Origin of the sequence: Corynebacterium sp. HMSC14H10 (genome assembly GCF_001807105.1) — a bacterium.
GTDB classification, from domain to species: Bacteria; Actinomycetota; Actinomycetes; order Mycobacteriales; family Mycobacteriaceae; genus Corynebacterium; species Corynebacterium jeikeium_D.
This window is the reverse complement of record NZ_KV787407.1, coordinates 111,584-137,967: the sequence shown is the minus strand read 5'-3', so window position 1 is coordinate 137,967 and position 26,384 is coordinate 111,584. Positions and strand designations below refer to the sequence as shown.

Here is a 26,384-nt window from a genome sequence, read left to right as displayed (position 1 = left end):
GCCGCGGCCCGCTTTTGTTTTACCCACAAGCAAACAACATAAACTAGCGTAAGTGTTTTAACGCTGTATCTTTTTGTCGGCATGTTTATTCCCATACAGCACTCTTGGTCGGCGCCGTTTTAATTGCCTGAACCAGTCAGCTGTATCTTGGAAATCATGCGAGTGGGAATCGTGACTGGAGCATCTCGGGGCATAGGTGCCGTCTTCGCCGATAGGCTCGGGCAGCTACGTCCAGACCTAGATGAAATCTGGTGTATCTCTCGTAGCTACAACGATGATTCTTCCAGCGAGGCCGCTGAACACTCTAGGACCCAAGGTTCGCGTCTTCGATATCTTCGTCTAGACCAGTCCGATGATGATTTTGGCGATAAGCTCCGGAATCGTGTTGAGCGCCATCACGCGACGATAGTTTATTTAATCCTCAATGCCGCGTACGCGAATTATGGCGATGTTAATACCCAGGACTTTTCGCGGGCTGATCAAATGATACAGACGAATATTCGCGGAACGGTCGCAGCGGTTTACTCTCTAAACGATTTATTCGAAGAGGATGGCCACATTATTCTGGTTTCGTCGATCTCGGCTGTAGCACCAACTCCAGGGATCGCGGTGTACACAGCATCGAAAGCGTTTATTCGGCATTGGGGTATCAGCCTTAGGGATGAATTAAGGCCTAATGGTGTAACTGTAACTATTTGCTACCCGGGAAAGGTTAAGACCAAGGCGCTCCGGGACGTCGTGAAGCAGGCGAAGTCGGTGAAGTTGCGTCTTATGCCTGAGCAGAATCTCAGTTATCTGGTGGAGCGCACGTTACGTGCAGCGGAGAGCGGCCGAGCGGAGGTCGCACCCGGTCTATATGGTCTGGTGATGGCTCTATTTAAGGCTGTGCCGAAACGTGTTGTGGCTCGACTGGCGCGGTTAGTTTGAGGCCCTCTAGTTTCGCGGTATCAAACTTTCGTTTAACCCCCTGGGTTTAGTCCATTTAGCAGCCAGTATTATCTGAGTAGGCTACGAAGTATGCGTAAGTTATTCACAGCCGCTTCGGTCTATCTCGGTCTTGGTCTATTTTCTGGCGTTTTCTATCGTGAATTTACCCGTGCAATGGATTTTGGCGATAAAACGCAGCTCAATACGCTGCACACGCATTTCCTTGTCCTTGGCACGATCTTTTTCTTGGTTGCGCTGGCATTGGATGGTCAATTCAATATTTCAGCTGTCAAGGGCTTTGATCGCTGGTTCATTGTTCAGAATGTCGGCATTGTTTGGACGATCGGCATGATGGTGGCAAACGGTATCGTCCACGTTGTTTCAGGCCCGGAGGCCTGGGGTCCGATGTACTCGGGAATTGCAGGACTCGGCCACATTATCCTGACGGTTGGCTTTGTGTGGTTCTTTATGCTTCTCAATAAGGCGCTGAAGAATCGTGAACGCGTGGATCGCAAGGCCAACGCAGCCGTATAAATTTCCAGCGGAAATGCGTGAGTCGGATAGCTGATTCGGCCTAGGTAATAAGGCGAAATAAAACCCCGTGCAGAAACTATATCTGCACGGGGCGCTTTCATATAGCGGCGGCTATTCGTCTGCGATAGCGGCCAGAGGTGGTGTCTTCGCGGCCTTCTGACCAGGTCCGAGAGCAGCAATAACGCCTACAATCGCAGACCCAAGCAGCATGAGAACAACCTGCAGCCACGGTACCGCAATAGTATTCAGGCCCTCATCCTTCAGCACGGTCAGCAGTGACCAGCCAAGGAACAAGCCGAGGACAATACCCACGACTGCGCCGAAAATGGAGATTTCCACAGATTCCAGGCGAATCATCCGGCGAATCCCCGAGCGCTGCAGGCCGACGGCTCGAAGCATGCCAATCTCCTGGCGGCGCTCGACAACTGAGAGCGCGACAGTATTGATAATTCCCAGAATCGAAATGATGACCGCCAGTGCCAGCAGTGCGTACACGATTCCCAGCATGACATCGATAGAGGCATTAGCCAGGCCCGCAAACTCCTTGGCAGTCATCACTTGTACTACGAGGTAGTCCGCAACGGCGTCGCTAAGCTTTTGCTTCATTTTATCCACGGCGCCGCTGTCTGCCGCGATGGAATCGGAGACATCGACGTAGGTCTGGAACGGTAAGACAAGCCTGCTGTTGATGTGCTCATGGATGGCAGCATCGGAAATGATGATGGACTGACCGGGATCGCCAGTGTCGGCAAAGATACCGGTGATGGGGAGCTGCGCGACACCACTCTTGGCAATTACTGCGAGTTCAGTGCCAATTTGCCATCGGTTCTTCTGCGCTGTTGATTCGTTGATGACAATGCCCGCCTCCGGCTTCGCCAGATCGAGGGAGCCCTGGATGGCGCGGGTACCGTACCACTTGGCAACGTCACTATTGAAAACGGATGCGTTGCCTCCTTCTGGTCCGCCTTCGAGTTGTTCGGGCATGGAGTCCATCATCGTGGCGGCTTCTTCAGGTGGGATCACCAGCAGTGCACCAATCGACAACGTTGCGGTGTCTTCGACACCATCGATATCCTTCACCGCGTCCTCGACACCAAGAGGCAGGGCCGAATGCGCAGTCAGAGGCGGTGAGAGCACGAAGTCAGCCGTCAGATTGGTCTCTGACCACTCATTGACCGCTTCCTTCATGGACACGCCGAACATGCCAATCACAGTCACCAGCGCAAGTCCGAGCGTCAGTGCAAACGATGTGGTTCCCGTTCTGCGCGGATTGCGGTGAGAGTTCGTTGCCGCAAGCTTGCCGACGGTTCCAAAAGGCGCACCTACGACGCGCCCCAGTCCTCCGATCAGAGGCATGGACAGCGCAGGGCCGACAAGCCAGACGGAGGCTACGGCCATCACCGCACCGACACCAACGAAGATGGCGCGAATCTTGGTTTCCGCGTCGTTCCACTGCAATGCCCAGGCAATGATTGCAATAGCGGCGGATGCCAGCACTGCGCCGGTCCACGTCCGAGCACTGAGACTATTGCTGGGTGTTTGGTCCCCAGAGCGCATGGCTTCTACGGGAGGGACTGCGCCAGCGCGGGCCGCCGGTGTCCAGGCGGCAATCATGGTAATTACCACGCCGACAATGAGAGGCACGATAACCGCAACCGGTTCGAATGTCAGGCCGTCGCCGGGCATGGAGATACTCATGGCATCGAGAAGCATGAATAGCCCCTGGCTCAGCCCAAACCCCGTGATTACACCTAGTGCAGAACCGATGAGGCCAACAATGAATGCCTCCAAGAGGACGGACGCAGTGAGCTGTCGTCGTGAAGCACCGAGGGCGCGGAGGAGAGCGAATTCCTTCATGCGCTGAGTGACCAGCATGGTGAAGGTATTGGAGATGATGAAGATGCCGACCAGCAGACCGATGAGCCCGAAAGCGATGAGGAAGTAGTTAACAAAGCTTAAGGCGGAGGAGACACGTTCGGAAGCCTCGTCGGCGAGCTTAGAGCCGGCCTCTACCTTGAGGTCGGGGAACGCAGCCGCGACGTCACGGGTGAGTGCGGCGGCGTCGGTGGTGGAATCGGCAGCGAGGGTGAACATGTCCGCATGTCCGTCTTCGCCGTAGAGCTCGCGCCACTGATTCTGGGTGAAGAAGACCGCGAGGTAGCCAGTTTCGTCGATGGAGGTATCAGCGATGCCGACGACCTTCACCGTCGCCCGATCGAGGCGGGTGGCCACCTTGATTTCAGTGCCGACGTGGAGGTTGCCGAGTTTGGCGGTGGCGGAGTTGACGACCACCTCACCTGGTGCTTCCGGTGCGTGCCCCTCGGTAATTGTGACTTTGTTGCCCACCGCTTCGGCCGCTGGATAGTAGGGAAGGCCCATCGATGGCGAACCATTGGTCTGAATCGGCTTGCCATCGGCTCCCGTGGCCGTAATGCTGTTGTTGGGATTGCCGATGTTGAGGGCGTGCACCCCAGGGAAGTTCTCTACCTTCTGTTCAGTTTCTTTGGTGAGCGCACCGGGATTGTCAGCAGGGGCCGTCACCACCACGTCGACACCGTCATAAGCGGTACTCATTGCGCCCTTAAAGGCCTTGTCCAGCGATGATGTGAACACAAATGCGCCGGTGATGAAGGCTGTGCCCAGCACGACCGAAATAATTGTGAGCACGAGGCGCAACTTGTGCGAGGTGATATTACGCCAGGCGACGCGGCTTAGCGTGGAAGACGATGATGCCATGGGGAGAGATGACCTGCCTTCCTAAAGATTCTCAATATCTGCCATGCGCGCCAAAATATCGGCGGGCGTGGGGTTGCGAAGCTCGTCAACCACGCGGCCATCCGCGAGGAACACAACACGGTCTGCGTAGGACGCGGCGGTGGCATCATGCGTCACAATGACAACGGTCTGGCCGATGTCATCAACCGCATCGCGGAGAATCGTCAACACCTCACGGGATGAGTTCGAGTCCAAGTTGCCCGTCGGCTCATCTCCAAAGATGATCTCCGGCCGGCTGACAATGGCACGCGCACAGGCGACACGCTGCTGCTGGCCACCGGACAGTTCCGAGGGGCGGTGCGTAAGCCGTTCTTTAAGCCCGAGGCGCGTGGTGATTTCCTCGAACCACTGCTTATCCACCTTACGACCAGCGATATTGATAGGCAGGGTGATGTTCTCCGCCGCTGTCAACGTCGGCACCAAGTTGAAGGACTGGAACACAAAGCCCAGGCGGTCACGCCGCAGCGCCGTAATCTCCTTGTCCGACAGCTTCGACAGATCCGTCGTGCCGATGTACGCGCTTCCCGACGTCGCGGAGTCCAAACCGGCCATGCAGTGCATCAGTGTCGACTTACCGGACCCGGACGGGCCCATAATCGCGGTGAACTCACCAGCGGCAAAAGAGATATCGACATGGTCCAGTGCAGTAACAGCGGCATTGCCGACACCGTACTTCTTGGTGAGCCCCTCAGCGTAGGCCGCCGCTGGTGGGGCGGAATGCTTCAAAGAAGACTCAGCGGATGATTTAGCGGATTGTTGTGCATGCTTGGCAGACATGGGGGAGGGGGTTCTCTTCTAATTAGATTCGATCAACGGCGAATTAATATCCGGCAGCGAAAGCGGATTGAAAACGCTGCGACGGGAATGGAACGTTCGTTGTTCCCCAGTCACGGGGTCAGCGAAACTCATTTCAACACAGACCAGGTGCAGGGGCTCCGAGGTATTCTCGGCCTCCAGCGGCAGAATCTCCGGGTAGTACTGGTCACCCAGGATGGGAAAGCCCAGTTCACTCAAGTGCAGCCGCAGCTGATGAGTGCGTCCGGTGATGGGCTTCAATTGCCACAGCGCAACGCGACCACTGTCGGCAGCGAGGCCGTCGGCGTCCGAAGGCACGTCGACAAGCGAAATGCGCTCGATGATGGTGTGGGCGTTTGGCTCGCCCTCGAGAGTATAAGCCTGCATCTGGCCAGCAATTTTGTGCTGTCGTGTGCGCAATTCCAGTGGGGTCTCGGGCAGGGCTTCGCTGGCCGCGCCAGCGATGGGTGTAGGCGACGTCAGTGCGTGGTAGCGCTTAGTGACTTCCCCCGATGCGAAAAGCCCCTGGTAGGCGCCGCGAACCTCGCGCCGGGCGGTAAAGATGAGCAACCCCGACGTCAGCCTGTCGAGGCGATGCGCGGGAACCAACTCCGGATTACCCAGCTCCCGCCGCAGGCGAACCACAGCAGTTTCCGTAATGTGTCGGCCGCGCGGCATCGTTGCCAAAAACGACGGCTTGTCGACGACCACAAGGTTGTCATCTTGAAAGACAATCGGCATCGGCCCCGCGATTGTGCGCTCCGGTGCCGGGGTGCGGTAAAACCACATTTCCGCGCCGGGCTTCACCATGTCATCTGGACTGTAGGGCACTGAGTTGGCGCGAACGACGAGCCCATCTGCAAAACGCTTGGCCACAGCCGCTTCATCATCGTCTGGGTGGCGGTAGGTTTGACCTGCGATAGCGCCTGCGAGCAGATCCCACGCACGGGTGGGGGCATCGCCACGACGCCCGGGAGCGGCGATGCGGGAGGGGTTGAGCCCATCGCGAATGGGCAGTGGCATGCGACGCATACGGCTGACTTTAACAGGTGCCCCGGATTCACCCGGCGGGCAAGCGGAGCTGCTGGCGCAGGGCTGTGTTGGTACCGCCCCTAATGGCGTAGGTGGACAACATTCTGCCCTGTCGGTCGCAACATAATGGGGGTAGGGTGGAGGTGAAAGTAATAAAAAGGTTGGCTCGGAAGAGTTGACTAAATAGCAAAGCTTGTCCATTAAAATGGCGTCCAAGCAGGTGCGATAGGTGTAGCTGCGTTGCGGTCGGGCCGCGGAGAGCCAATTTTTATGGATCGCATAATAAGGAGGCAATCAATGCCAAGGCAGAACATCATTGTGTGCGCGGTCGATGGCTCGGAGGCATCCAAGACCGCCGTCAAGTGGGCCGCTAACACCGCAGTGAAGCGCGGTGAGCCACTCCGTCTGGTCAGCAGCTACTCCATGCCACAGTTCCTCTACGCAGAGGGCATGGTTCCGCCGCAGGAGCTTTACGACGATCTTGAGGCCGAAACCCTGGAGAAGATTAACGAGGCCAAGAAGATTGCCCTCGACTTCGCACCGTCGGTAGATGTCAGCCACCAGATTGAAGAGGGCAGCCCGATTGACATGCTGCTCGACCTGTCTGAGCAGGCAACCATGGTGGTTATGGGCTCTCGCGGTCTGGGTGGGCTCTCTGGCATGGTCATGGGTTCGGTTTCCGCCGCTGTTGTTTCCCACGCATCGTGTCCGGTTGTTGTTGTCCGCGAGGACAACCTGGTCACCGATGAGACCAAGTACGGCCCGGTCGTTGTCGGCGTCGATGGCTCCGATATCTCCGAAAAGGCAACGGAGTACGCATTCCGTGAGGCCGATGCCCGTGGTGCAGAGCTGATTGCAGTTCACACCTGGATGGACATGCAGGTACAGGCTTCCCTGGCCGGTCTTTCTGCAGCTCAGAGCCAGTGGCAGGTTGTGGAAGAGGAGCAGAAGGCTCTGCTCGGCCACCGCCTGGAGAAGTACGCTAAGAAGTACCCGGACGTGGCCATCAAGAAGGTCGTTACCCGCGACCGCCCGGTTCGTGCTCTGGCTGATGCCTCGGAAGGCTCGCAGCTGCTGGTCGTCGGCAGCCACGGCCGCGGAGGCTTCAAGGGCATGCTGCTCGGCTCCACCTCGCGTGCACTCCTGCAGGCGGCTGCTTGCCCGATGATGGTCGTCCGCCCGGAGACTGACGCCTAAAGCGGTCTTCGAGGGGACTGGGAAAAACGCCGGTGCCGGTCGTGGACGTGCGTTTAGCGCCGAGAACAGAAACCGTTACCGAATATTTATAAGTAGAACCTAGCCGGTTTCCGACATGTCTCGGAGGTCGGCTTCGGTTTATATAAATGGGGCCTCTCGTCTGCATAAACCCCGTTTTCATGCAGAAAGTACAGATTCTATAAGGGTTTTCCTGTGGTTATCCGACTGTTATCTCGCTAGTTTCCCAGTGGCCGAAATGACCTGATAGTGCTTGCAGTAGGTGCAAGATATTTTGGAAAGCCTTATAGTTGAGTCAGAACGATTTCGGAAAGGAATATCTATCATGAACGAGATTCTTCTTGCTGCCTCCTTTAGCCCCTCTCTGGGCTTCTTCGGCTGGATTATCATCGGTGGCCTTGCCGGTTGGATTGGTTCCAAGATTATGGGCACCGATGCTTCGATGGGCGTCGTCCTGAATATCGTCGTCGGTATTGTCGGTGGCTTCCTCGGCGGTTGGCTGCTCACCCTGTTCGGCATTGATGTCGCCGGTGGTGGAATGATCTTCAGCTTCCTTACGTGTCTGCTCGGCGCCGTGATTTTGCTGTGGATTGTCGGCCTGGTTCAGAAGCGTAAGTAAACCAAGAAAACAACCAAGAAAAACAGCACAGCTCAGCACAAAGCGTCGTAACGCTGCTATCTACTGGATGGTGAGCTAGAGCGCGGGGCATCTCATCAACATTGAGATGCCCTTTTTCTTGTGCGGTTGTCGTGAAGTTGGCGTTCTGCGGTTGTCGCGACATCTGTTGGGGGCAGTAATCATCGCACGCTAAAGTAGGACTAGAGGCTGAAAGACTGACTAGTTTGTTCTTTTACAAAATCACAGTCGCAGATGCGCCTACAATGGAATATCACAAACTATAAACGCCCTGCTCAGTGTTGCGAAAGCAATGACGCGAACGCCGATATTTGCGAGTAAGCAGCTGTTATAACGGGGTGTGACTTTGGAAGGACGAGAGGTACTGCCGTGGCAGAAGCGACAACGGGCAAGGGCGCAAAAGGCGGCCGCGCTTCCTCTCGCCGTCGTAACCGCCCCAGTCCGCGGGAGCGCCTCCTGACATCAGCGACAGCTCTGTTTACAACGGAAGGCATCCGCGTTGTCGGCATTGACCGCATCCTGCGGGAAGCTGATGTCGCCAAAGCCAGCCTGTACTCGTTGTTTGGATCCAAGGACAAGCTGGTCATCGCGTATCTGCAAGACCTCGATGCCAAATGGCGGGAGGCTTGGGAGCAGCGAGTGGCCTCGTTGGATACCCCGGCGGAGAAGATTCTCGCTTTCTTCGATCAGTGTATTGCGGAGCAGCCGGCAATCGACTTCCGTGGTTCACACTTCCAGAATGCGGCTAGTGAATATCCACGGCCGGAAACGGAGTCGGAGCAGGACATCCGCCAGGCCGCAGCCGATCACCGCTCCTGGGTTTGGCAACAGCTACACACGCTGCTGACTGAAAATGAATCTAGTATGCCGTCTGCTCACGCAAATATGCTGTTGCTCTACCTCGACGGCGGCCTCGCGGGTGCCAAGATGTCCAAGGATCTGAACCCGCTGCAGATGGCGCGCGACCTGGCCCGTGACTTGGTCACGTAAATACCTAATTCCCTTTTTTTAACGCGCCCTAGTTCTCGCCTTTTGCTCACGGGCTAATCCCGGAAGCGTTTCCAGTCCGACTCCTTTGAGCCGGTGGCTTTCTTAACCATATTCTTCGTATTCTGGCCGAGCAGCATTCCCAGGTTCTTTGCAATCAGAATTGGTTTCGGCCGCTTCTGCGCCTTTTGTGCTTTCTCGGCTTGTCGTTTCATGTCTGCCCGCACTTTAGCCAGGCCGGGAAGCGGCGGAACTATACCCGAGGAAATCTTCATATCCTGCGTCAGGGACGGCAAATTGTCCTGAGCGCCAGGCCTCATCTGGGTCACCATGTAGCGAACCTTCGCAATTTTCAAAGCCTGGGCATATTCTTCGTCCTGCTTTGCTTTACGACGGTCCCGCGATTCCTTCTCAATAGCGGCATATTCGCTCTTATACTGCTTTATTTTCCACGGAGCGAATGCGGATTTGATATAAAAGCGACGCTTGGCCTGCTTTAACTTCTTCTTTTCTTCCCGCTCCGATTCGTATTCACCCTTTTGGTGGTTTTGCAGAGTTCGGAAATCGTCCGTGAGTGGGTAGGTCTTTTCTACATAGCGGGTGAGAATAATATTTTGGGTCAGTGTCCAGAAGTTATTGGTGACCCAGTAGACAATTAGAGCCACAGGTGTTGGGCCAAAGAACCCCGCGAAGAGGATCATCAGCGGTGCGTAGATAAGCATTACGCGCATGAATTTGCTGAGGAATACACTGACGCTATTGGAATAGTCGAGAGTGCGCTGCAACCGGCGGTAGGAAATGACCAAGTTAAAACCGGTGAAAATGGCCGCTGCCACGATGCCGATAATGCAGAAAGCTAACAGCGAATCATGATTGCCCCCAAGGATTTGTAGTTGCTCCGGGTCCATGCGCAGATACGCGGGTAGAGGCTGCCCCAAGAATGTCGCGCTCAGAAAGTCGGAAATCTCATCCTTAGAGATGAATCCGACATTATGAGACGCAGGCAGTCCAGGCCCCTCAGACGCCCGCAGCATGTGCCTCAGCATGCGAACAAGGCCCATAATCACGGGAATCTGGACGAAGAGGGGCGCCAGCATTACGGAGGTCTTAATACCTTCGGCTTTGCGCATTTCCTTGCTGGCAAAGTTTACGTATTGTGGCGAGTTCGGCTCGATGCTCCTGCGGTAGCGCTCCTTGAGTATAAAAAGCTGCGGCCGTAGGTTGGCCGTCTTGCGCGCCGAGATAAATTGCTGGAACGCGAGAAACGCCAGAGCGCCACGCACCGTAAACACCAGCAGGAAGAGAGAAAGCGTCCAGGACAGAGAAGATGGCAGGTGAAACACTGAGGCCAGTAAAAGGTGCCACGCCTTAAGGACAAACGAGACCAGCCAAACAAATGGTTCCAAAATAACCACGGGCCGACTCCTCCATGTCAAGGATAAGAAAAGTAAGACAACCGGATTAGGCCGGTGTGCCAATTCCAGCCGCTATCCTAGCGACTCGAATCACCTGCCCCAACTTTAAAACAGGGCCCCGCTGTGGCGGGACCCTGTCTTTAAGATAGTGAAGCTGGATGACATCCAGTGGAAGGCAAACGAACCTGGGTGAGAACTAGTTAGCGCTCTCGTACTTTTCAATAATGTGCTTTGGCAGCGCACCGCGGTCTGCAACATCCATGCCATTCTCTCGTGCCCACTGGCGAATCTTGCGATTGCGATCACGGGCCTCAGCGGCATTGGGATTAGCGGAAGAGCGCTTACGCGGAGCTACAACCGTGCTGTGATCAATAGAAGCGTTCGCAATATACGGTTCTAATACCTGCTCGAACTTCTCAGCATTTTCCTGAGAGAGGTCGAGAATGTAGTTCTTACCGCGGAAAGAGAAACGAACGACTTGGTGATCTGCGGAATCAAGCGGAGTCCCATCAAGGTCGTCGATGTACTGAATTAGTTCGCGGCGTGCCATAGAATCCCTGCCTAAGCTTGGTGCTGAACTTGTAATAATGAAGAAGGCTTACGGTGAAACTTCCATACGGTGAAATTTCAAATTAATATCAAGCCCTGTTTTCTTTCCCCCACAGTATAAGTGCAAAGAAATTTAATGTCTATTGGCGATAATTGAGTTAGATTGTGCAACTTATATCGAATACATGGTTTGTTAATAATTCGATTAATTGTGCACAAGAACTTGGGGTAATAAAAAGACGGCCCTGCATGTTGTGCAGGGCCGTCGTGAACAGCAACTACGCTACTGAGAGCGCAATGCGGGGTGCGCTCTCAGTGGTCGTCGGAAAGCGAAAGGATGAGAAGGCGCTTAAGCCTGGGTCATGCCCTCACCAGGCTTGCCTCGGTAGGTAGCGGCGACGAAAAGTGGCTGGTTCGGTTCCTCCTTGACCTCGACGAGGCGGTACTCAGAGGTAACGTCCTCGCGGCCGAAGTAGACAGCGGTGTAGCCGTGGCGGTCGAACTCGAGGTAGTTGACGTACGGGTTCGCAGCCTTGAGTCCAGCGGTAGCAGCCAAGGAAATCGGGTTGTCCTGAGGCAGCTTCACAATGTCATCGATGTTCGGGGCGCTGACGGAAGTACAGACAATCTCAATGGCGGCAATACCGGCACTCGGGTACTGGCCCGGGACCTTCGGTACGTTGCAGTTCCAGGAGGAGTGAATATCGCCGGTGAGGAAGACAACGTTGTCGTAGCCCTCCTTACCCATGATGTCGATCAGCTTACGACGCTCAGCAGCGTAGCCATCCCACTGATCCAAGTTGTACGGCAGGCCGTCCTGAGGCAAGCTCAGCAGCTCAGTGACAGCGTGAGTGGCCTCCGGATCCAGCGGCGGAACCAGCACTGGAGTGAACATGACGGAGTTGCCCACGACACGCCACTTTGCGCTCGAGGAACGCCACTGGCCGAGCAGGTAATTGAACTGCTCAGAGCCGAGCATGGAGCGACTCTCATCATCGGTTTCGCCAGCGCGGATGAACTTCAGCTGCTGGTCACGGTAGGTGCGCAGGTCCAGCATGGTCAGGTCGGCGAGATCGCCGAAACGGAAGCTGCGGTAGAGCTTGCCGCCCTGGGAGAAGGGGACAGCGCGAACCGGCAGCCACTCCAGGTAAGCCTGGATAGCGGCGTCGCGGCGGGCAACGTAGTCGCCTTCGGTCTCCGGGTCGTGGTTCTCAGCGCCACTGTGCCAATCATCGTTGGCGACCTCGTGGTCATCCCAGGTCACAATCCACGGCTTTGCGCGGTGAGCTTCCTGCAGGTCCGCATCGGTGCGGTAGGTGGCGTAGCGCAGGCGGTAGTCAGCGAGAGAAATAATCTCGTGAGCCGGCTTGTGGTCACGAACCGGGCCCTTGCCGGAGTAGCCACCGGCCTCGTACTCGTAGATGTAGTCACCGACACACATAATGATGTCGATGCGGTCATTTTCCGCCATATCGCGGTAAGCGGAGAAGAAGCCACTTTCCCAGTTAGCGCAGGAGGTCAGCGCGATGCCCAGGTGATCTGGCGAGGAGTTCACCGGCGGCGCAGTGCGAGTCTGGCCAATCGGGGAAACCTGGCCCGCGTGATTACCAGCGGTGACGGTAAAGCGGTAGAAGTAGTAGGAATTAGCGGAGAGACCCTTGACATCGATCTTGACGGTGTTGTCAGCATCCGGGTCGGTGTTCAGGGCACCAGAGGCAACGATGTTGCCGAAGCCCTCATCAGAAGCGACTTCCCACTTCAGTGCAACAGGGCGGCCCTGGTTTGCACCTGCGGTGTCGCCAGGGTGCGATGTCACACGAGTCCAGATAAGAACGGAGTCCGGCAGTGGATCGCCAGAGGCCACACCGTGTTGGAAGACCTGAAAACCACCAGAACCGCCAGCATTAGCTGAGGACTGCGACTCAGGATTGGCCCCCGCACTAGTAGCGGTCGCCAGGCCGATGGCGCCAGCAGCAGCACCGGTAGCGCCGGCACGCAGTACGGCACGACGAGTAGGGGTGAATGGCTTTTGGGCTGTTGCGTCGCTGTTCGAGACTGCGCCGTTCAGATCCGAGGCTGCAGTCTGAGATTTATCTGAAGATGGCATAGCCCTCATTACAGTAGTTCTCAGTCCGTAGCGCCATCGGAGGGAGAAAATAGCCCGATACGGGGGTACTAAGAGCGAAAGCGCGACTATTGCTGCTCAACAACAGTCGCGCTTAGTTCGACGAATCTCGGCGAGTGGCCTTAACCCGAAGCGGCCAGGTTTACGCGCCCAGCTCCGAAATGATCTGGCGATCCAGAGAATCCAGCTCTGCGGTAATGGAGTGGTGTGCGCGACGACGCTGCTCCGGGGTCATCTTCTCGGCAGTGTTAATGGCGTCAGTCATGACATCCAGACGCGAGTTGGCGTCCTTGATAAAACCATCGGTACCCTTGACACCCGACTTACGCAGCTCTGTCAGTGAACCACGAGTGGCCTCAATGCGGGCCAGCAGCGGCGCACCGTGCCCCTGGTAACGAGCGGCATCATTAGCGGAAACACCGAACTTCTGCGCGGCCGAAGAGTGTTCACGGCGCTGAATGGCAGTGATGGCGCGGTAGGCCAGCGGAACCAGCACCGGTACCAGCAGGCGTGCGCCACCGATCCACGACTTTGCCTTGTCCTTGTTGAAGCCCTGGCTGCGCTGCTGTTGCAGGATCTTCTCGGCCATCTTGGTCTGGTGGCGCTGCTTGGCGGCCAGCGCCTTCTTCTCGTCCTTGGCACTCGCCTTGCGGATCTTCTCCGCGCGCTTCAGAGCACGGTTTTCCAGCTTGAGTTCCTTCTTACCGAGCTTTTCCTCAGAACGAACGCGGCCAGCGGCCTCCTTCAGCTCCAGCTTGTGTTGGTGCTTCTGGTCGCGCTTAGCGGCCTTGACTTCAGCCTTATGTGCCTTGCGATTAAGTCGAGCTGCGTGGCGAGCCTCTTCCTTAGCCTTCGCCTTGGCAGCCTTCACCTGCTTGGCGGTTTCGCGCCGACGCTCACGGATGTCACCCAAGAAGCTCATTTTTTCCTTCGCCTAGTTGCTCGCAGATAGTCCCTCCGGAAAAGTGGGGCGGAAAACCCGTAAACCCCACCGCGCCGGAGTGCGCTTGCCAGATGCAGTGGCTGCATCACGATTCTTGCTATCCAAGCTTAACGTGAAACTTCCTACCGAGTGGCGATACGCTAATTCTCATTGTGACTGATTCATCCGTTTCGCGCCCGCTTCTCCACGCGAGCGACCTCATCGGCTGCCGCTACCGGCTGAGCCTCGACCTCCGCGAGGGGCGGCTAGTCGAACCTGCTTCTCACCATGAGCACCGCTTGCCGACGTCCATCGCGTCCATCCCCGGCCTGTACACAGTGGCCTCGGGACCGGACGCTCACCTGGATACCCTTGAGGCCATCGCCCGCGGAGAAAGCGTCATCACCGGTGGCGTGCTCATGCATGAGCGTCCGATTCCCGGTGGGGTGTACTCGGGAATCGACGAGATTTGCCACCCCGATCTGCTGGTCAAGGTCGATGATTCACCACAGACGACCTCCCCGACGTATATGCCGGTCCTGGTTGTCACACGGCACCTGCTCTCTGCGCGCAAACCGGGCCGGCGGCGTAAGCCGTCGTCAAGCAATGTGGCGCGTGCGGCGGCGATGCAGGTGCGACTGCTGGGCGTTGACCGGCTCGGGCGTGATGGCGTGATGGGACGGACCCTGCGTCAGGCGATGGTTGTCGCGGACGAGTGGAAGCTACGGCATTACGGACCCGATGCTGTGAAGCTTGGGCAGGCAGCGGCGATACTGCACCGCCTGGGCGTGTCTTGTGGCCTGGTGGGGGCGATTAGTGCCACCGGGATGAACCTGGATACACGGCATATTGTCATTGCCGATGAAGGTTCGCGCGTGGCCTCGTACCGGATGGCGTTGCGGGATGCGCGTGATGCCGTCGCTGCCACTCAGGGGCGACCGTCACGGTTTACGCCAGGCACCTGGCCGCTGGCGCCACGGCGCATCCGGGAGTGCCGAACCTGCCGTCACCACGACCTTTGCTTGGATGAGCTGACCGCAAGTGACGATATTTCCCTCCTCCTACCTGGCGATAAGTCCATGCGGTTGCGCAGTGTGGGCATCGACACAGTCACGGCACTGGCGCAGGCCAGTACCAACACTCCGCACGTCAGCAAGGAGCAGGTGTGGATGGCGAGGGCGCGGCTTGCCGACGTCGACGCGCTCCGGGTAGCCGCTAAGACATCGGCCCCGCGTGGCGATATTGAGATGGATATCGATATGGAGGCGTACCCCAACGATGGCGCCTACCTGTGGGGAACGTGGGTGCCTGGGGAGGACTACCGCGGGTTTATCACCTGGGAGCCACCGGGGCCAGAAGGGCTCGGTGGCACGGCAGAGGCCAGGAACTTTGCGATTTTCTGGGATTACCTGATGCGTCGTCGAAATGCGGCGCATGAACAAGGCAAGACCTTCCGCGCCTATTGCTGGGCGGCAGAGGGTGAGAACTATTGGCTGCGTCAGAGCGCCACCCGGTTCGGCGGCCAGGAATTTGTGGTGCCCGCAGATTCGGCGGAGCTGGCTACAGGCGATGCGGCTGGTTCCAGTTCCGAGGCAGCTGGCCCGACAAAGATTGTGCGGGTGCCGACCCGCGAAGAAGTGGACAAGTTCATTGCCTCGGAGGACTGGGTGGACATGCTGAAGGTCGCCCGTCGCCAGATCCTCTCCACCGTCGGCATGGGGCTTAAAGTCGTGGCCCCGTGGTCGGGCTTCCACTGGCGCGACGCCGATGTTGACGGCGAGGCATCGCTGGATCTGTATCGCATTGCGACGGTCACTGACCTTGACTTTGTCTCGGAACAGTCCTTTGAAAAGCTCACGCAAGCCGAGGCTCGCGCCATGCTGCTGCGCTACAACGGCGATGACTGCCGATCGGTAGCCCACGTCCGCGACTGGCTGGATTCACAGCGCGCGGCCGCGGACCTGCCGCATGGGGATGACCTGCCGGTTCCTTAGCGCGCTAACCACGCGCCCACGTGCCGCGCCGGGCGAACTTAGGTGAGACCTTCTTCATCGCAGCATTGCGAATAATGGCCGTGTTCTTGCGGGCTAACAGCAGCAGCTGCTGTGTGCGCTCGGCACGGAATGTTGAGCGAGGAGAGCGGTGCACATCGCGGAAAAGCCGCTTCGTCGCCGCCAGCTGATCCGGCGAGCGTGTCGCCAGCTGTGCCAACTTCTCCTTGGACAGCTTGAGTGCAGCGTCCTCCGTGTCCACGGCCCACGTCGCCAGACCGATCTCAGTTGCTTCCTTGCCGTTGAGTTCTTCGCCAGACATGGTCAGCCAACGTGCAGTATCGGCGCTGACCTCATCGAGGATGGTTCGCATACCGGACATATCCGGAATCAGTCCCCACTTCGCTTCGAGGATTGACCACTTGGCATCGCTCGTAGTAATGCGGAAATCAGCACCTAGTGCAATCTGTAGACCACCGCCGTAGCAGTGCCCATGCACCGCCGCAATGACCGGCACCGGCAGGCCTCGCCAGTCCCAGCAGGCGCGCTGGAACAGGTTTGTGCCGTGGATATCGGGGACGAATGAGCGCAGGATGCGTGAGGGCTTCTTAAATGCCGAGGCGAAATCGAGTCCAGCGCAAAACGATTTGCCCTCGCCACGTAGGATTACGCCACGCAGATCACGGTCAGCTGCCAGTTTCCGGGCGACGGCGGACAGCTCGGTCAGCATCTCAAGTGTTAGACCGTTGAGTTTGTCTCCGCGATCCAAACTGACGACAGCGATTTTCGCCGCCTCTGAATCAGCTACGGCGAGGTATTCATAGGCGACGTTGACATTGTTGCTGGTGTTCATGGGCACTAACGCTAAACGACGGCTACGTGTGCCGCCCGGGAAATACCAAAAGTGGTCTCAAACAAGACACAAAAAACCGACCCGCTGAGGGTAAGCCCCGTCAGCGAGCCGGTAAGCCATCTTTAGCGCGCGGCAGGGACGCGTAAAAAGCCGCGCGCTGTTAGCTGAAATTACTTGGCAGCTGCGAACAGCTCTGCAGCGTAATCCCAGTTGAAGACGTTCCAGACAGCCTTGACGTAGTCAGCCTTGACGTTCTTGTACTGCAGGTAGAAAGCGTGCTCCCACATATCCAGCAGTAGAACCGGCTTCAGGTTGATGGACAGGTTGCCCTGCTGATCCGTCATCTGCTCAATAACCAGGCGCTCTGCAATGGTGTCGTAACCCAGAACAGCCCAGCCGGAGCCCTGCAGGCCCAGAGCAGCAGCGTTGAAGTGAGCCTGGAACTTCTCGAAAGAGCCGAAGTCGCGCTCGATAGCCTCAGCCAGCTCACCGGTCGGCTGGCCGCCACCGTTCGGGGACAGCAGCTTCCAGAACAGGGAGTGGTTGGTGTAGCCACCCAGGTTAAAGGCCAGGTCCTTAGACAGGCCGGTAACAGCTGCGAAGTCGCCGGACTCGCGAGCAGCAGCGAGCTTCTCCAGAGCAGCGTTGGCGCCGTTGACGTAATTAGCGTGGTGCTTGCTGTGGTGCAGCTCCATAATCTCGCCGGAGATGTGCGGCTCCAGAGCGTCGTAAGCGTAATCCAGCTCAGGAAGTTCGTACTTAGTCATTAGGAAAATTCCTCCTCAACACGTTTTTAGGTTGTGCCGTCGATGGTACTCAAGATGAGTGGATGCGCAACCATTTAAGCAATACAATTAATGCGAAATTCATAAAAAATGCTGTTCAGGGATATCTGTCACAAGTTTATGAACGCGGCGGCTGAGTGCGGCGAATCCACTTACTCACGCGCTTGAAGCGCATTCCGGCTGCGCCACCCAGGTCGTCGTCAAGCGGAATGTCGAGGATGGAAGCCCACGTTGGCAACATTTCTTCCTCGTACCGGTGGCCGTGACCACCGGGGACGGTGACGGAGGCGAGGCCGTCGATAAGCACCTGCCAGAAGGTGACGAACGGATGCCAGCGCATGGAGGGGAGAACATCGCGGCCGACGCGCTCTGCAAGCCAGTCGGGGCGGCGCCAGGCCAGTGGGTAATCCCACCAAACGATGGGGTCAGAGGCATGCTGCAGGAATGCGACGCGCGGGAATTCCCACGGCCCGAACTTGGTGCCATAGAAGGAGTGGTACAGCTCGTCGGGGCGCGTAGCGAAGCGGATGTTTCGCCCCTCGTCGATGACTGGAGCGATTTCCGGAGACCCCTTTGTCCGACGGTGCGTCAGCTCTTTCCACATCGCGGAGAACTGTGGTGCGCCCGTCCAGACAGCACCGTCGACGCGTGCGAGCATGTCAGCGGAATTCTCGAATGCGCCGAGACCGCCAAACCCGCCGAGGGATTCACCGGCGACGTAGACCTTTGGCCGGTCGTTCTCCGGCATCTTGTCGACTTCCTGCAACACCCGATGGATAAGGGTGTGGCCAGCCGCGATTGGGGTTTCGTGGTCCGTTAGCCATGCCACTGGGGAGGGGAGGTCAGAGTACTGCAGAGCGACAGTGGCGCAGTTGCCAAGGGTCAAGAACTCTGCAGCCTGCGCCGACCACGGTGGCACCCAACCGGTGCCGGTGGTGGTGAAGACAACCAGATGATCGCGCCGAAACGCGCCGGTGCGGTGCATCTCGCGGATGATGAGCTCCGCCTGTTCCCGCAGAGAACGACCTGGCACCTTGCCCGCATAAATGCGGATGGGTTCCTGCAGTTCGGAGAGCGGCTTGCCAGTGACCACCGCCAAATCTCGGGCACGGGGGCCTTCGGCGACGAAGACGCGCCCCTCGGCGCCGAGTGCGTACCACGGCTCCAAAGACCATGGACTCCCGGAACGTTCCGGCTCCCAGGGCTGCATGCGGCCTGGAACTACCAGGGTATTCAGGTATCGGGACTTCTTGGCGATGGACTCCAAAGTCCGACGGATAAGCAGTCGATCAATGCTGGCGGCCACGGCACCACCGACGATGGCACCGCTGAGAACCGGGGCGAGACCGCGCGGCAGCCAGGGGCGGAGGTTGTCCCGCAGTAAGTCATAGCCGCGATTGGCCAGCGCGGAGAGCCCCCGAGTGGTCAGGTAGAGACCACTGGCAATCATTGTGGAGGCGAACTGGCTGCGTGCGGATTCCTGCTCATCCTTGCCCACCAGGCGGCCAATTTCGCGCTGCTGGGAAATGGAGCGCAGCCACAGCGCCGCGGTGGTGGCCGTGGTGGCAACATGCCAGGTCACGGCCAGTGCGCGCTCGTGTCGAGGTGCCGGCGCAAAGCGGCTGAGCGGAGTGCTGGCCAGACGCCGCATCGTCGTGTTGTAGCCATAGCCGATAGCCACTCCGGTGACATGGCCCGCCAGCTGTGCCAGGAAGGTCACAGTAACGGTGGCGATCCGAGTACGCGGCATCAGCGAGGGGCTAAAGGCAGCCCATGACGCAATTTCTGCACCAATTAGACCGGGGTTGGAGGGAATGCCCGCTCGCAGTGCGCTGCGGATAGTGCCAGGGCCGGTACCTAGGAGGCGTTCGCGAAAGACTTTGGTCGCCATCAGACTGCCGGTGCCGACTGCGCCCAGCGCTTTGGCCATGCCAGCTGTGCCAGCGACTCCTGTAATTCCCGTTCGCGCTGCTCGTGCAGCTCGCACTGTCCTGGTGGTTTCGATTGGCTGAGCTACAGGTGTGTTGCCCGTAGACGCAATCGAGGGCGCAATCGAAGTAAATGCGCGACGCAGGAATCCCATAACTCCCATCATGGCAAAATTTTTTCCACGGGGTTTATTCATCTCGCGCCAGTTTTCCGCACAAAGCGTAGCCTGTGGGGTGTCGCAACGTTTTCCGAATCGGTTGAGAAGGATCCGAGGGCTATGAAGCTATCCACAGGAAATAAGGTCGTGCTGATCGGCGCTGGCGACGTCGGCGTGGCATATGCGTACTCACTGGTCAACCAAGGCACTGTCGACCATTTGGCAATCATTGACATCGACGAAAAGAAGACGATGGGCAACGTCATGGACTTAAACCATGGCGTCGTGTGGGCGTCGTCGCGCACCAAAGTCACTCAGGGCACGTACGCCGACTGTGACGATGCCGCGCTGGTAGTCATCTGTGCAGGCGCAGCACAAAAGCCCGGCGAGACTCGCCTACAGCTGGTGGACAAGAACATGAAAATTATGAAGTCCATCGTCGATTCCGTCATGGCCAGCGGTTTTGATGGGCTCCTACTGATCGCCTCCAACCCCGTCGACGTACTCACATACGCCGCGTGGAAGTACTCCGGGCTGCCACACAACCGTGTCTTCGGCTCCGGCACCATCCTGGACACCGCACGTTTCCGTTACATGCTGGGTGAATACTACGATGTTTCCCCGATGAGCGTGCACGCATACATCATTGGTGAACACGGCGACTCCGAGCTGCCGGTGTTGTCCAGCGCCAACGTTGCAGGCGTCAGTCTGTCCAAGCGCCTCGCCGCCGACCCCGCGCTTCACGACGAGCTGGAGGACATCTTCATCCGAACCCGTGATGCCGCCTACGAGATTATCGATGCCAAGGGCTCCACTTCCTACGGAATCGGTATGGGGCTGGCCCGCATTACGCGCGCCATTTTCCAGAACCAAGAGGTAGCTCTGCCGGTCTCCGCATACTTGCAAGGTGAATACGGTCATGAGGACGTGTTCATCGGAACACCAGCCATTGTGAACCGTCGAGGAATTCGCCGCGTTATCGAGCTTGAGCTGGACGAATACGAAAAGAAGCAGCTGGACAAGTCCATTCAGACGCTCCGAGATGTGCAGGATCCATTCTGGAAGTAACTGCTGGTAGCGAGAGTAGATGTCTTCTCGACATGCGCTTTCGGCCGTCTCATTTGAGAATGAGAATGCCCACCTTCTATTGGCCCGCGTGGCCGACTCTGGCCAACGCTTCGTCTTCAACACAGGAGTGCCTTCTCTATGGCAGCGCAGAGCCCTCAAGACACAGCAACTGACAACACTGAAAGCGGCGCGGCCGTACCGCGTCTGGATGACCTCATCAGCAAGGTCACTGATCTGATCACAGAGTTGGACGACGTCTCGGTGGAGGCTTCTGCACTGCTCGCAGAGGTGCCGGAAGAGCGCCGTCGGCACGCGGAAAACCTGCTGCACTACGCACACCTGCGCACAATTGACATCCGTGAGCTGCAAAACAGCTTGCACGACCTCGGCGTGACCAGTCTGACCACGGTGGAGACTTTCACCCGGGGGCGCCTTGAGCTCGCTCTCAACGCGCTGTTGGCGCTGGCGGGGCGCACCTCAGACATCGATGTCGCCCGCATTATTGCCGACGATGAGCGCGCGGATATTGCCCTGGATAACAACGCCACCGAGCTGTTCGGTCAGGAGCGCGCGGATGTCACTTCGCACATTATGGTGACCCTGCCCGCCGAGGCCGCCGACGATGCAGAGTTGGTGGAGAGCTTCGCTGCCGCTGGCATGGATCTCGCTCGCATCAACTGCGCCCACGACGGACCTGAGCAGTGGAGCCGCATGATTGACAACGTCAATGCTGCAGCTGAGAAGGCCGGTCGCCGCATCTTCGTGTCCATGGATCTGGCTGGTCCGAAGCTGCGCACGGGCGATATCGAACCGGGGCCGCGTGTGGGGCGCGCCCGTGTTGTGCGTGACGACGCTGGCACGGTCATCTCCAAGTCCAAGATTTGGCTGACTCCGCGACTGGATGAGCACCCCAAGCCAGCTCCGAGCGATTTGCCGGGGCGTCCCGCACTGCCGTTGGAAGCAGATCAGGGGTGGTTGGAACAGCTGCAGCTTGACGATGTCATTACGCTGCATGACTCCCGCTCGGCGAAGCGTCACTTCACTGTTGTGCGCATCGACACCGACTCCGAGGGCGAGGTCGAGGCTGTCCTCGCCGAGGGCGAAAAGAACGCCTGGATTGCCGAGGGAACACACCTGCGCAGCAACTACGAGGTCACGCGCGCTGGTGGCGTGCCACCGACCGTGCAAAAGCTGCGCTTCCACACCGGTGATGAGTTTATTCTCACCAGCCGCGAGGAAATCACCACCATTCCACGCACTGACGATGAAATTCCACGCGTCTCCTGTTCGCTGCCGTCTGCCGTGGCGGCTCTGAAGCCGGGCAATCCGGTGCTTTTCGACGACGGTGCGCTCGGCGCTGAGGTGGTTGAGGTCTCCGAGACGTCGTCAAGCGAAGATAGTCACGTCGATGCCCGGCTGCGTGTCCTGCGTACGAAGCCGAATGGTCAGCCGCTGGCGGCGCATAAGGGCATCAATCTGCCGAACACCGACCTGCCACTCAATTCGCTTACCGACGAAGACATTGAGCACCTGCGCTTTGTGGTGGAGCATGCGGATATTGCTGCGGTGAGCTTTATTCGCACGCAGGGGGATGCTGAGTACGTTTACAAGGTGCTCGATGAGATTGCGGCGGAACATGAGGCTGCGGGCCGCGAGGACCTGGCGTCGAAGGCTCGGAACCTGGGTGTTGTGCTGAAGATTGAGACTATTCCGGCATTCCAGAATCTGCCGGGAATCATCATCGCCAGCATGAAGCGCGCCAAGTCCGGTCTGATGATTGCTCGTGGTGACCTGGCTGTGGAGCTGGGCTTCGACCGTATGGGTGAGGTCCCAGGCCAGATTCTGACGCTGGCGCAGGCAGCCGGTGTGCCGACCATTCTGGGTACTCAGGTGCTGGAGAACATGGCCAAGGCCGGCCTGCCGTCCCGCGCGGAGATTACCGATGCGGCCTTCGCCCTGCGTGCCGAGTGCGTGATGCTGAACAAGGGGCCGCACATTACCGAGGCCATCGCGATTTTGAACAACCTGGCCCGGAAGATGGGACGTTCGCAGCGTAAGAGCCGCATCATGCTGCGGAAGATTCGCAGCTGGTCGGACTAGTGGCTGGGTTAGGGGCCGGGCTAGTTTGGGTAGGTTAGGGGGAGCGCACCTAAAAACACCGTGGGAGAAAAGACTGCGGAAGAAGCCGGCCGCGCGTAAGAGAGGAGCCCTGCGGAAAATGTCTAATGAACAGGCAGAAAACGCGGGGTGGGCTGTGCCGCCGCAGTCTCCAAAACAGCAGCCACAGCAGTCCCCACCTCAGGTGGTGCTGCCACCGCAGCAGAGCTGGCAGCCGACTGTCTCGGATTCGGCCATCACAGGTGTGACGCCGCGCTGGAAGGCCGATGAGATTGTTCGCAAGCGTGCGGACAGCGTCTTTCGATGGGCAATGAGCGGCGCTGGAGTATTCGCCGCATTTACCGTATTCATCTGGATGAGCATTCTGAGTCCAGGTCAGGATCTGGTGGTTTCCCTCCTCGGCGAACTGGGAGCATGGGCTTTCGGTCTCTGCGGAATGGTTTCCCTCATTGGGCTGGGTTTTTCGGTCTACAAGACCCTCCAGGTGCTGCGTGACCGCGCAACGTATGCCCGCCCACTGCTGTCGCGCACGGCAACGGATGTGCGCACGATGCACATGTGGCCAGTGCGCAACATCACGGGACCCGTGGTCGCGTTGGCTGAAACAGGAGTCACTGCCGTAATGGGGCCAGGTCGCTTTATCTGGTATCTGGCCTGCGTTTTGTGGCCACTTGCAACGGGTTGGTTTATCGCTGCCGACGTGTCCAGGACGTACTTCCAGGCCGGAATCATCACTGTTTTAGCTTGTGTGACAACTGCCCTTACGGCTCGGCTACTCCGCTACGTGTTGGCTCCCGAGGAAGTGCATCGCAACATTCCCGTTGGGGCAGGTCGCGAGCGCACCCAGCCCGGTTTTTGGTCCAAGGGCTTCATCCCCAGCGAAGCTACCGATGAACAGGGGGAGGCGGGCGCAATGGCCGTCGACAAGCAGCTTTTCGAAGGAACGGCGAGCGAATTCGTCGACGATTTTTATAAGTAGCCCAGGCAGTCGCGAATTACGGACTGCGAATAGGTATTCTGTGGCCTTGTGGGAAAGAAATCTCGTAAGAAGAATAATCAGGCCCCGGAGGGCATGAGCCGCCGTCAGGCGAAGCTGGCAGCCCGCGCTGCTGAGCGTGCAGCGTTGCTGGGCAATCCGCGTCCGTTCAAGGACTTCGACGAAGAGGCTGACATCGTGGCTGTCCGCGAGTTCGCTCCGGCTGTGGTCATTCCGGTCACGGTCGCTGACGCTGAGCGTGACATCAAGCTCTGCACCGTGCTGCCGGGTGGCGTAGCCGCACTGACGCGTGCCGCTGACCAGGGCAATGAGGCTTTCGTCGCGCTGCAGACGCAGGCTCGCACCAATGACGGCGCTGCGGATCTCTCCCGTGCGCTGGCATGGGCTTGCGATGCAGAGCCGGGTCAGCAGCTCTCCGCCGCTACTGACGGCGAAGCTGCACCGCTTACCGACGTCCTGACCGCCGTGGATCTCGACAACATGGAGGTCCACCAGGACTTCGAGTGGTGGATTCCCAAGGGCATTGAACGCACCCCGATGATCGAGCAGAACCTGGCCGTGGCTAACGACGCGATTCTCCCGTCATACCGCCTGGATGCGAAGGTCGCTGGTGCTGTGTGGTGGATTGATCCGGGCGAGCGCGCCCACATCCGCTGGGTGCGTCGTGAAGATGAGAAGCCGCTGCTGGATGCCTTGGCACGCGTGCACGCTGCGGACAACCTCTCGCTGGGAGAGGGCACGAAGTTCGCCGGTGTCTTCCGTACCGATGGCGTGCTGGTGCCGGTCTGGGACCTGGATAACACCAAGCCGCACGACCACTGGATTGCTGCCGTGGAAGAGGCCGACAAGCGTATCGCTGAGGCGCTGGCCAGCGAAGAGCCGCTGACCGCCGAGGAGCGTAAGTCCCGTGAGACCATCGTGTCCCGTCAGGTGACCATTCGGAACTAGGTACCTAGACAGCCTGGCGGAACTGGTTTAAGAACTAACGCGTGTGGCTCAGCGAAAAACTGAGCCACACGCGTTAGTTGCCTCTAAGTTATCTGAAGCAGTTTTAGCTACTCTCTTGGCTATCTCAGCTCCGCAAAAAGTGTTGGCGCTTCGATTTCGTCCCAGAGCAGCACATTGCCCGCATAACCGGTATCCATGGCGCCTGAGGTGGGCACGGTAAGAGAATCGGAACCGAAGAGCATGCGCAACATCAGCCAGGTCAGATGCCAGACGTGGTCACCATCGCCGACGAGCACGGCCTTAGTGCCAGCATTGGCCAGGCGAATCCAGCGGTAGGGGTTGAGCCATACCGCAGGTGACTTCAGCCGTCCCATCAGCGCACTCATGAATTCACGCTGCCGCTCTACGCGGTCCAAGTCTCCCTGGGCGGTAGCACGCGTGCGCACGTAACCCAGGGCACTCGCGCCATCGAATTTCTGGCAACCGGCCTGAATATTCAGGCCTGCCAGCGGGTCGTCGATGGCTTCTTCAGGGCACATTTCGATGCCACCGACAGCGTCGACGACACCGGCGAAACCGCCAAAGCCAATTTCGGCGTAGTGGTCGATGTGAATTCCAGTGTTTTTCTCTACGGTGTCGATGAGCAACTGGGGGCCACCAAATGCGAATGCCGCATTGATCTTGTTTTTGTCATTGCCCGGGATATCCACGAAGGAGTCACGCGGGATACTGACCAACTTCGGCTTACCGAACACCGGAATGTGGGCAATCATGATGGTGTCTGTGCGCTGGCCGAAATCACCACTGCCCGTCGATAGCTTGGCGGCATCTTCCTCTGACAAGCCCGTACGAGAGTCCGAACCGACGAGCAACCAGTTGGAGGACATCGTATTGGCAGGGCGATTTGCCAGACCTGAGAGCGCGTCGACCCTGGTCAGGCGGATGTCAACAAGTGCCATCGTGGCGACAAGGAAGATGACGACAACCAGGATGATGGGTTTAAAGCGCAAGCGTGGCAGCCGCATGCGTGGCATGCGGAAGCTCGACCGGGCACCGGCTCCGCCACGACTGCTGCGGCGTCCACCACGGCCAGAACTCGCTGCTTGTGGGGCACTGTAGTAGTCCTGCGACGAACCCTGCGAGGAAGATTGGAAATCCGCATCCGGGTTATAGCCGGGTGGAGGAAACCGCGGATCGCTGCCAGCGCGTCCGCTACCGGTCCGGTTCATCGGTGGACGGGACTCAATGCGCGTTTCGTTCAGTGGCGCCTGCCGACGTTCTGGTTGCGGCCTAGACCTGCGTGGAGGCATAGGCGCTGGGCGGGCTGCCCCTGCCCGAGAAGGGCGGTCCGGGCGGGGAGGGATGGGGCGTCGTGAAGCGCCACGCGAATCGGCCGCACGGGAGCGAGCATGCTTCGGCGACGCCTCGTCCACACGGCGGTAGATGGGGCGACCATAGCGATCTTTGAGCGGCCTGCCGTATCGGTCGCGGGCAATGCGCGAGTCGTCGAAGTTGCCTTCCATACCAATTAAGAATAGGCAACGACAGTGCACTAAGAGAACCGAGACAGCAATACAAGTATTGGTAGCGCTGGCGTTACCCTGTATGCGACATGCTGAAAGGGT

The 26,384-nt window shown here is 58.3% G+C and carries 21 protein-coding genes; 10 read left to right on the top strand and 11 right to left on the bottom strand.

All coding sequences use genetic code 11. The annotated features are described in order from the left end of the window. Positions 1-171: 171 nt before the first annotated feature. Positions 172-927 (top strand): SDR family NAD(P)-dependent oxidoreductase, encoded by a 756-nt coding sequence (locus HMPREF3135_RS00570; protein ID WP_168157923.1) that lies wholly within the window; start codon positions 172-174, stop codon positions 925-927. A gap of 90 nt (positions 928-1,017) precedes the next feature. Then, a complete protein-coding gene (locus HMPREF3135_RS00565; protein ID WP_038627034.1) occupies positions 1,018-1,461 on the top strand; it encodes a DUF2871 domain-containing protein in 444 nt (147 codons plus the stop codon). 111 nt (positions 1,462-1,572) lie between these two features. Here the strand turns inward: HMPREF3135_RS00565 and HMPREF3135_RS00560 are convergent, their stop codons facing one another. The 3 genes from HMPREF3135_RS00560 to HMPREF3135_RS00550 are packed head-to-tail and all read right to left on the bottom strand — an operon-like array spanning position 1,573 to position 6,063. After that, complete coding sequence (locus tag HMPREF3135_RS00560) at positions 1,573-4,197, bottom strand: ABC transporter permease (RefSeq protein WP_070429931.1); 2,625 nt, start codon at positions 4,195-4,197, stop codon at positions 1,573-1,575. A 21-nt stretch (positions 4,198-4,218) separates the two neighbouring features. Then, positions 4,219-5,013 carry an ABC transporter ATP-binding protein gene (locus tag HMPREF3135_RS00555; protein ID WP_246818286.1) on the bottom strand — a complete coding sequence of 265 codons (795 nt, stop codon included), beginning with the start codon at positions 5,011-5,013 and terminating at the stop codon, positions 4,219-4,221. Between the two features lie 18 nt (positions 5,014-5,031). Beyond that, positions 5,032-6,063 (bottom strand): pseudouridine synthase, encoded by a 1,032-nt coding sequence (locus tag HMPREF3135_RS00550; protein WP_070437312.1) that lies wholly within the window; start codon positions 6,061-6,063, stop codon positions 5,032-5,034. Between the two features lie 297 nt (positions 6,064-6,360). On the opposite strand from HMPREF3135_RS00550, the gene HMPREF3135_RS00545 reads away from it, so the two are divergent. The 3 genes from HMPREF3135_RS00545 (at position 6,361) to HMPREF3135_RS00535 (ending at position 8,905) form a co-directional block, all read left to right on the top strand. After that, complete coding sequence (locus HMPREF3135_RS00545) at positions 6,361-7,260, top strand: universal stress protein (protein WP_016421688.1); 900 nt, start codon at positions 6,361-6,363, stop codon at positions 7,258-7,260. Between the two features lie 343 nt (positions 7,261-7,603). Further along, the gene (locus HMPREF3135_RS00540) at positions 7,604-7,897 is read left to right on the top strand and encodes a GlsB/YeaQ/YmgE family stress response membrane protein (protein WP_070437310.1); all 294 of its coding nucleotides are present in this window, start codon (positions 7,604-7,606) and stop codon (positions 7,895-7,897) included. 387 nt (positions 7,898-8,284) lie between these two features. Next, positions 8,285-8,905 carry a TetR/AcrR family transcriptional regulator gene (locus HMPREF3135_RS00535; RefSeq protein WP_016421686.1) on the top strand — a complete coding sequence of 207 codons (621 nt, stop codon included), beginning with the start codon at positions 8,285-8,287 and terminating at the stop codon, positions 8,903-8,905. Positions 8,906-8,958: 53 nt separating this feature from the next. Here the strand turns inward: HMPREF3135_RS00535 and yidC are convergent, their stop codons facing one another. The 4 genes from yidC to HMPREF3135_RS00515 form a co-directional block, all read right to left on the bottom strand. Beyond that, positions 8,959-10,317, bottom strand: a complete 1,359-nt coding sequence (gene yidC, locus HMPREF3135_RS00530; protein WP_016421685.1) for a membrane protein insertase YidC — start codon at positions 10,315-10,317, stop codon at positions 8,959-8,961. A 196-nt stretch (positions 10,318-10,513) separates the two neighbouring features. After that, positions 10,514-10,867: a histone-like nucleoid-structuring protein Lsr2 gene (locus tag HMPREF3135_RS00525; RefSeq protein WP_016421684.1), complete on the bottom strand. Its 354-nt coding sequence runs from the start codon at positions 10,865-10,867 to the stop codon at positions 10,514-10,516. Positions 10,868-11,215: 348 nt separating this feature from the next. Then, positions 11,216-12,973: an alkaline phosphatase D family protein gene (locus tag HMPREF3135_RS00520; RefSeq protein WP_241482462.1), complete on the bottom strand. Its 1,758-nt coding sequence runs from the start codon at positions 12,971-12,973 to the stop codon at positions 11,216-11,218. Positions 12,974-13,133: 160 nt separating this feature from the next. Beyond that, the gene (locus tag HMPREF3135_RS00515) at positions 13,134-13,913 is read right to left on the bottom strand and encodes a DUF6474 family protein (RefSeq protein ID WP_016421682.1); all 780 of its coding nucleotides are present in this window, start codon (positions 13,911-13,913) and stop codon (positions 13,134-13,136) included. A 173-nt stretch (positions 13,914-14,086) separates the two neighbouring features. On the opposite strand from HMPREF3135_RS00515, the gene HMPREF3135_RS00510 reads away from it, so the two are divergent. After that, positions 14,087-15,907 carry a ribonuclease H-like domain-containing protein gene (locus HMPREF3135_RS00510; protein ID WP_070429928.1) on the top strand — a complete coding sequence of 607 codons (1,821 nt, stop codon included), beginning with the start codon at positions 14,087-14,089 and terminating at the stop codon, positions 15,905-15,907. A 4-nt stretch (positions 15,908-15,911) separates the two neighbouring features. Here the strand turns inward: HMPREF3135_RS00510 and HMPREF3135_RS00505 are convergent, their stop codons facing one another. The 3 genes from HMPREF3135_RS00505 to HMPREF3135_RS00495 form a co-directional block, all read right to left on the bottom strand. Further along, entirely contained in the window at positions 15,912-16,757 is an 846-nt protein-coding gene (locus HMPREF3135_RS00505; RefSeq protein WP_070429927.1) for a crotonase/enoyl-CoA hydratase family protein, read from the bottom strand. A 170-nt stretch (positions 16,758-16,927) separates the two neighbouring features. Further along, entirely contained in the window at positions 16,928-17,524 is a 597-nt protein-coding gene (locus HMPREF3135_RS00500; protein ID WP_070429926.1) for a superoxide dismutase, read from the bottom strand. Positions 17,525-17,660: 136 nt separating this feature from the next. Further along, positions 17,661-19,667 carry an alpha/beta-hydrolase family protein gene (locus tag HMPREF3135_RS00495; RefSeq protein ID WP_240593264.1) on the bottom strand — a complete coding sequence of 669 codons (2,007 nt, stop codon included), beginning with the start codon at positions 19,665-19,667 and terminating at the stop codon, positions 17,661-17,663. A gap of 81 nt (positions 19,668-19,748) precedes the next feature. Here HMPREF3135_RS00495 and HMPREF3135_RS00490 point away from each other — a divergent pair, with 81 nt between their 5' ends. From HMPREF3135_RS00490 to HMPREF3135_RS00475, 4 genes are all read left to right on the top strand, one after another. After that, positions 19,749-20,696: an L-lactate dehydrogenase gene (locus HMPREF3135_RS00490; RefSeq protein WP_016421677.1), complete on the top strand. Its 948-nt coding sequence runs from the start codon at positions 19,749-19,751 to the stop codon at positions 20,694-20,696. A gap of 138 nt (positions 20,697-20,834) precedes the next feature. After that, positions 20,835-22,796: a pyruvate kinase gene (locus HMPREF3135_RS00485; protein WP_049171694.1), complete on the top strand. Its 1,962-nt coding sequence runs from the start codon at positions 20,835-20,837 to the stop codon at positions 22,794-22,796. Positions 22,797-22,914: 118 nt separating this feature from the next. Next, complete coding sequence (locus HMPREF3135_RS00480) at positions 22,915-23,793, top strand: hypothetical protein (RefSeq protein WP_070429925.1); 879 nt, start codon at positions 22,915-22,917, stop codon at positions 23,791-23,793. 48 nt (positions 23,794-23,841) lie between these two features. Beyond that, a complete protein-coding gene (locus HMPREF3135_RS00475) occupies positions 23,842-24,759 on the top strand; it encodes a DUF5926 family protein (RefSeq protein WP_070429924.1) in 918 nt (305 codons plus the stop codon). 119 nt (positions 24,760-24,878) lie between these two features. Here the strand turns inward: HMPREF3135_RS00475 and HMPREF3135_RS00470 are convergent, their stop codons facing one another. Continuing rightward, complete coding sequence (locus HMPREF3135_RS00470) at positions 24,879-26,282, bottom strand: LCP family protein (protein ID WP_246818285.1); 1,404 nt, start codon at positions 26,280-26,282, stop codon at positions 24,879-24,881. Positions 26,283-26,384 lie beyond the last annotated feature (102 nt).